The organism is Actinomycetota bacterium, from assembly GCA_040754375.1.
Classification (GTDB): Bacteria; Actinomycetota; Acidimicrobiia; order Acidimicrobiales; family AC-14; genus JBFMCT01.
The window spans coordinates 37,558-44,669 of the sequence record JBFMCT010000029.1 but is presented as its reverse complement, the minus strand read 5'-3'; the positions used below and the strand labels follow the sequence as shown (position 1 = coordinate 44,669).

At 70.0% G+C, this 7,112-nt stretch carries 5 protein-coding genes; 3 read left to right on the top strand and 2 right to left on the bottom strand.

Annotation, left to right across the window (positions count from 1 at the left end; all coding sequences use genetic code 11):
• Positions 1 to 233: 233 nt before the first annotated feature.
• Positions 234 to 968, bottom strand: coding sequence for an RHS repeat-associated core domain-containing protein (locus AB1673_12480; GenBank protein MEW6154792.1), 735 nt, complete (start codon positions 966 to 968; stop codon positions 234 to 236).
• 911 nt (positions 969 to 1,879) lie between these two features.
• Here AB1673_12480 and AB1673_12475 point away from each other — a divergent pair.
• Positions 1,880 to 3,064 carry a helix-turn-helix domain-containing protein gene (locus tag AB1673_12475; GenBank protein ID MEW6154791.1) on the top strand — a complete coding sequence of 395 codons (1,185 nt, stop codon included), beginning with the start codon at positions 1,880 to 1,882 and terminating at the stop codon, positions 3,062 to 3,064.
• Positions 3,065 to 3,216: 152 nt separating this feature from the next.
• Here the strand turns inward: AB1673_12475 and AB1673_12470 are convergent, their stop codons facing one another.
• Positions 3,217 to 4,968: an RHS repeat-associated core domain-containing protein gene (locus AB1673_12470; protein ID MEW6154790.1), complete on the bottom strand. Its 1,752-nt coding sequence runs from the start codon at positions 4,966 to 4,968 to the stop codon at positions 3,217 to 3,219.
• Positions 4,969 to 5,023: 55 nt separating this feature from the next.
• On the opposite strand from AB1673_12470, the gene AB1673_12465 reads away from it, so the two are divergent.
• Positions 5,024 to 5,812: an acyl-CoA thioesterase II gene (locus tag AB1673_12465; protein ID MEW6154789.1), complete on the top strand. Its 789-nt coding sequence runs from the start codon at positions 5,024 to 5,026 to the stop codon at positions 5,810 to 5,812.
• The gene (locus AB1673_12460) at positions 5,809 to 7,110 is read left to right on the top strand and encodes a PQQ-dependent sugar dehydrogenase (GenBank protein ID MEW6154788.1); all 1,302 of its coding nucleotides are present in this window, start codon (positions 5,809 to 5,811) and stop codon (positions 7,108 to 7,110) included. The genes AB1673_12465 and AB1673_12460 overlap by 4 nt, the downstream gene beginning before the upstream one ends.
• Positions 7,111 to 7,112 lie beyond the last annotated feature (2 nt).

Genomic DNA, 7,112 nt, shown 5'->3' with positions numbered 1-7,112 from the left:
CGGCCCGGGCCAGGTACTCGTAGATGGTCGTCTTACCCGCCCCGACGCTGGCGGCGATGTCACGACTGTTCATCCCTGCGGCCTTCAACCGCAGGACCTCGGTGATCTTGCGCATGGGTAGCTTCCTCCTGGGCACGTCGGTCCTCCCTCGAATGACAACTGTGGAAGTCGTCATCCAAGAAGGCCGCGTGCCCGCCTTGGTGGACCAAGGCGCCGCCCCGTCGCGCTGGGGATCAGGTGTCCGGAACCAACCGGAACGCATGTCCGCTTTCGTCCGGAACGGGTGTCCGGTTTCCTCCGGAATCAGTGTCCGCTTTCGGCCGGATTACACACCCTAGGCCCACACCTGCAACGCGTAGCCCCATCGCGACCGTCCCCAGAGAAATACTCCTTGCCGTTCCAACGGACGTCTCGGAGTACGGGACCGTGGCGTTGTAGTCGAACGAGACCCCGGCGTTCTCACGGAACCTCGCCTCTCGCATGACCTTGCACTCGGTCGACATCACGATCTCCTCGACGTAGGGCTGGAGGTCGATGCAGGTCGCCGGGCTAGGCCCAAGCTGCTCGGCCATTCCCGTGAGGTCCAGGCCGTTGACCGGGTCTCCCGAGAGGTAGTCGTAGGCGTTGGCGCTGCCGCCGTCGACGGGCCCCTGGGCCAGGAAGCGGCCGATGGAGGGCAGGTAGGGCCTCGCTCCCATCTGGACGACCGGGGCCAGGCCGTCGGCGTGCTCGGTGGGGCGCTGGTGCGAGCCCAGCCAGCCGTAGCCGAAGGGGCCGTCGAGGTTGCCGGGGACGGGGCCGAGGGCCTGGCCGTCGGGGGTGTAGACCACGGTGGGGCCTTCTTTGGCCCCGGAGGCGTCGGCGGTGGCCATGACGTCGCCGTGGACGTTGGGGTAGCTCCACCTCTGGTGCTGGCCGGTGACGGTCACGCTCACACCCCCGAGCAGGGCGACGTAGCGCCGGGCCACGGCGCCGGCGTCGTCGGTGACGAACGTGGGGGCGTCGCCCGGGCCGGAGTAACCGTGGCGGGAGGCGGGCTGGCCCGCCTCGGCCCGCCTGACGATGCGCCCGGTGGCGTCCCGGGAGTAGGTGACCCGGGCGGCACCGCCGACGTTGGTGGAGCTCGGCCAGCGTGGTCCCGTTACCGTAGGCCACCGAGGTCAGCTCCCCAGCGGAGGGGTCGTAGGAGGCCGTGGCCAGCACGGTGCCCTCCACCCTGGCTTCCATGGTGGTGAAGAGGTGGAGGCCGAGGCCGTAGACAAGACGACGCGGCGGGACGGCCCCTCCCAAGCGTGATGCGTCTATCACGGTGGTGACCGGAGATCTCCAAAGGGACCGCCTTGAGGGCATGGCCGCCACTCGCCATCCTCCATCACGACGGAGATCACCGACAACACGCGTTGCCTCTCGCCCTCAAGAACATGGTAGGCAGCTCTCTGCTCACCACGTAGAGGGCGGACCACCCTGATCCTACCAATGCGGTTAAAGTCCCTTTCTACCATGCTCCTAAAAGAGTCGAATGACACTGAGTCCCTGGTTGTACCGCACAGCATCTCGTAGGCAGCGTCTAAGTTGCCTTCGCGAAGAGCCCCAATATAGGTACGAACGGCTGGTCCGAACCGACTCTCCAGGAACGATGGAAGCGTAAGGACCGCTATTATGGCAAGTACTAGTGACACTCCTAGGAACCAAGGCCAGAACTGACGGTGGCGGGTTAGCTGAGGACCGCCAGGACATCGTTCCGGCGCGACCGACTGGACATCGTTCCGCAACAGGACGTCGCTAGCCGACAGGACATCGTTCCGGTGGTGGAGATGCGCTTCCGCCAGGACATCGTTCCGGTTTTGCTTCTCGCTCATCATCGAGCGAGGAGGCATGGTTGTCCGAGGAAGAACTGCGTCGTGAGGCGGTCCGTCGGAGGCTGGCCGGGGAGAGTCCGGACCAGATCGCCTCGGCACTGGGCCGAACCGACCGCTGGGTGCGCAAGTGGGTGGCCCGCCACGCTGAGGACGGCCACGCTGACCGCTGGGCTCAGGAGCGGTCCCGGGCGCCGCACAGCTCACCGACGCGGACACCCGACGAGCTGCGGGATCAGATCCTCGCTGCCCGGGAGCGCCTGGTAGCCAACCCGCGGGCGCAGTACGGATCCCTCGCCATCCAGTGGGAGCTGCGCCGGCTCGGGGTGGACCCCATCCCGCCGTCGCGCACCATCGAGCGCGTGCTGGCCCGGGCCGGACTCAGCCGGCCCCGTCGCCGCTCGCCCCGCTACGTCTCCAGGGGCGTTCCCTACCCGGCCCCGGTGGGCGTCGAGCCCGGCACCACCCACCAGGTGGACCTCGTCGGTCCCCGGCACCTCTTCGGTGGCGTCGAGTTCCACGCCCTGAACCTGATCGACGTCGGATCGCACGAGGCGGCCAACGACATCCTCGACGTGTGCCGCCCGCCGTTGCTGGCTCGGTCTTTGGTGGGGATCTGGTCAAGCGTCGGGGTGCCGGCGGTGGCCCAGTTTGACAACCACGCCAACTTCAGGGGAGGCATCCAACCCGCCTCGGAGTACTTCGGCCCGGTCGTGGCCACGTGTCTGGACCTGGGCGTCACGCCTCGCTTCATCCCGCTGCGGGAGCCGTGGCGCAACGGGGTCATCGAGCACTTCAACGACGTGTGGGACAAGAGCTTCTTCCGCACCGAGGTCTTCGGCGGCATCGACCACCTCCGGACCGAGAACCGGGCCTTCGTCGCCTTCCACAACACTCACCACCGCTACGCCGCCCACGGCGGCGCCAGCCCCAGCGAGGTCATGGCCGGCCGGCTGCGCAACCCACTGTCGGCCAGCTACGAACCGCCGACACGCCTGCCCGCCCAGGGGCGCATTGAGGTCGTCCGCTACGTGCGATCGAACCGCCGGGTCGACCTCTTCGGCAAGCGCATCACCGTCGCCGAGGACCAGACCCACCAGTACGTCACCGCCATCATCAAGGTGAGGGCCCGCAAGGTCCTCGTCGTCACCCTCGACGGCGAGGTCATCCATCACGGCGACTACGCCATCTCTCGAGTCCTCCGTTGACGGTGGCGCCGAGCGGAACGATGTCCCGTCGGCATGTGAAGTCGTGTGCCGGAACGATGTCCTGACGGTCGTCTACCTCGGCGCCGACCGGAACGATGTCCGGTCGGTCAAGAGTTAGCATCCAGTACTCACATACTTCGTTCTGCCGACAACTACCGAGCCTCCGAACGAAAGTCCACCTGCAACATCACCTGGTACCCCCGGGCTTCCGGTACTCCCAGCAAGCCGACCAGCGCTGGCGCCAAGTTGAAAGCAGTTACGAAGCGGTGCTGGTTGGCTCGTATACAGTACATTTGCTGACGCTCCCACACCGCAGCAACCGATACCCCATTATGGAGCTCCCCCTTGTGCTCCACGACTGACACAGATCGCAATGCAGGCATGCAGCGAGACATCAATCCTCGATCTGACGCTCGCAGCTGCGCCCGGAGCCCCCTCGGAGTACGGGACCGTGGCGTTGTAGTCGAACGAGACCCCGGCGTTCTCATCTCACGGAACCTCGCCTCACGCATGACCTTGCACTCGGTCGACATCACGATCTCCTCGACGTAGGGCTGGAGGTCGATGCAGGTCGCCGGGCTAGGCCCAAGCTGCTCGGCCATTCCCGTGAGGTCCAGGCCGTTGACCGGGTCTCCCGAGAGGTAGTCGTAGGCGTTGGCGCTGCCGCCGTCGACGGGCCCCTGGGCCAGGAAGCGGCCGATGGAGGGCAGGTAGGGCCTCGCTCCCATCTGGACGACCGGGGCCAGGCCGTCGGCGTGCTCGGTGGGGCGCTGGTGCGAGCCCAGCCAGCCGTAGCCGAAGGGGCCGTCGAGGTTGCCGGGGACGGGGCCGAGGGCCTGGCCGTCGGGGGTGTAGACCACGGTGGGGCCTTCTTTGGCCCCGGAGGCGTCGGCGGTGGCCATGACGTCGCCGTGGACGTTGGGGTAGCTCCACCTCTGGTGCTGGCCGGTGACGGTCACGCTCACACCCCCGAGCAGGGCGACGTAGCGCCGGGCCACGGCGCCGGCGTCGTCGGTGACGAACGTGGGGGCGTCGCCCGGGCCGGAGTAACCGTGGCGGGAGGCGGGCTGGCCTGCCTCGGCCCGCCTGACGATGCGCCCGGTGGCGTCCCGGGAGTAGGTGACCCGGGCGGCACCGCCGACGTTGGTGGCCACGTGGCGGTCAGCCCCGTCGAAGACCAGCTCCTGGCCGTCGAGGCCCACCGCGTTGCCCCGGCTGTCGTAGGCCAGGGCCACGGTGGCCGGGGAGCTCGAGAGCAGGCGGTCGTCGGTGCCGTAGCAGTAGTCGGTGGCCCCGCCGTTGTCCACGGCCCGGGTGCGGTTGGTGTTGAGCCCCGCGGCCTGGGCAGGCCCGCAGGCGGCGGTGGCCGAGAACTCGCGGCCGGCCTGGTCGTAGGAATAGGACGTGAGGTTGCCCCAGACGTCGGTGTAGGGCACGAGACGGCCGAGCAGGTCCACCCTGGCCTCGATGGTACCCAGCCCGGGCTCGCTGGCCTCGCCCATGGGGTCGACCGTCGTCTTGGACAGTAGGCGCGTCGGGTCCTCGCTGTCGTGGGAGAGGGACCGGTCGACGACCGTCGCCGTGGCCCCGCCAACGAGCACTCCCGGGCTCTCGTAGGTGGTCGTCCGCACAACCGCACCGCGGCGGGGGAACACGTTGGCGGCCGGGACGGGGGCCGGGGGGGCCAGGCCGGGAGGGCCCCAGGACAGGCCCAGCAACGGCGTGCCCTCGGGCACGTAGTCGAGGCGGGCGCGGTGGCGCCCCGCAGCCAGCTCGACCTCGGGGCCCCCCACGGGGTTGGCGTGGGGCGCCCAGGCGTCGACCACCAGCACGTCGTCGACCCACAGCCTGGCCTTGCCGTTGGCCGAGAGGTAGAAGCGCGCAATCCCGGCTCGGACCGCCACATCTGGCTCGTGAGGGCGACGAGGACGGGCGGCGGCGGGCTGGCAACATGAGCGGGTGGCGACGCCCCTGGAGGAACTGGTCGAGTTGCTCGACCTCGAGCAGATCGAGGTCAACCTGTTCCGGGGGGTGAGCCCCAAGGACGACCGCCAGCGGGTCTTCGGTGGGCAGGTAGCGGGCCAGGCCCTGGTGGCTGCAGGCCGCACCGTGGCCCGGGGGACCGTCCATTCCCTCCACGCCTACTTCCTGCGTCCCGGGGACCCGGCGGTCCCGATCGTCTATGACGTGGACCGCATCCGTGACGGGCGTTCGTTCACGACCCGCCGGGTGGTGGCGATCCAGCACGGGCGGGCCATCTTCAACCTGGCGGCCTCGTTCCACATCTCCGAGGAGGGTCTCGACCACCAGATCGCCATGCCCGCCGTGCCCGGCCCCGACGACCTGGCCACGTCGCCCCACGGGCCTCGGTCGATCGACGTGAGGCCCGTCGATGTGGGCGGGCCGGGGCCACGGGGACGGGCCTGGTTCCGGGCCGACGGCCCCCTGCCCGAGGACCCGTTGCTGCACGCCTGCGTGGTGGCCTTCGCTTCCGACCTGACCCTGCTCGACACCACCTTGTCGGCCCACGGGCTGCACGTGTGGGAGGCGCCGGGCGTGATGCTGGCCAGCCTCGACCACGCCATGTGGTTCCACCGGGCCTTCCGGGCCGACGAGTGGCTGCTCTACGACCAGGACAGCCCGGTCATGACCGGGGCGCGAGGCTTCGCCCGGGGGTCGATCTTCACCGCCGAGGGCCGCTTGGCCGTCTCGGTCGTGCAGGAGGGGCTGGTGCGGCCCCTCCGATGAGCCTCCCCGGGCGCCGCCGCCGTACCCCCCTGGTCGTGCTCGCTCTCGTGCTGGTGGCCGCCGCCTGCAGCGCGGGCGGCAACGGCGGGGGCGACGGCGCGGGGCCGGGGACGACGGCTGAGGGCGAGGCACCCGCCAACGGCAACGGCCCGGGCGGCGAAGGCCCGGGGCCGACCGAGCCGTCGGAGCCGGCCGGCCCGCCCGAGGTCGGCCGGGCGGACGTGCGCCTCGTCAGGGTGGCCGACGTGCAGAGCCCGGTGGCCATGGCCGTGCGGCCCGGGGACGACTCGATCTACGTGGCCGAGAAGACCGGGCGGGTGAGGAGGGTCGTCCGGGGCCAGACGGCCGATCCCGGCGGCCTTGACAGCGCGGCCGTGCTCGACCTGTCGGGCCAGGTGTCCACCGGTTCGGAACAGGGCCTGCTGGGCCTGGCCTTCTCTCCCGACGGTGACCGGCTCTACGTGAACTACACCGACCGCAGCGGGGACACCCAGGTCGTCGAGTACGCCTTCCGTGACGGCCGGGCCGACACGTCCAGCCGCCGGGTGGTCCTGTCCGTCGACCAGCCCTTCGGCAACCACAACGGCGGGCAGGTCTCGTTCGGGCCTGACGGGATGCTCTATGTCGGTCTGGGCGACGGTGGGAGCGGCAACGACCCCGGCAACCGGGCCCAGAACCTGGCCGACCTGCTCGGGTCGGTCCTGCGCATCGACCCCCGGCCCTCGGGTGGTGCGGGCTACACCGTGCCCCCCGACAACCCGTTCGCCTCGGGCCAGGACGGCGCCCGGCCCGAGATCTGGATGTACGGGCTGCGTAACCCGTGGCGCTTCAGCTTCGACCGCCAGAGTGGCGACCTGTGGATCGGCGACGTCGGCCAGAACGCCGTGGAGGAGGTCAACTTCCTGGCTGGCGCAGCGCCCGCCGGGACCAACTTCGGGTGGGCGCAGGTCGAGGGCTCCCGGCGGGTGAAGGGGCCCAACCCCCCGGGAGCCGTCCTGCCCATCCACGAGTACGGCCACGACCAGGGGTGCTCGGTCACGGGCGGGCACGTCTACCGGGGGAGCCGGGTGCCCACCCTGAGGGGGATCTACGTGTTCGGGGACGCCTGTTCGGGCACCATCTGGGGCTTGGTGCAGTCCGGGGGGGAAGCCGTGGACCACGGCGTGCTGGTGAGCGGGGACGACGCCGCTGTGCGAGCGCCGGGCTTCTCCATCGCCTCGTTCGGCGAGGACTCGGCGGGCGAGCTCTACGTGCTGAACCTGGCGGGCTCGCTCCTGCGCTTCGAGCCGGCCGGTTGAGC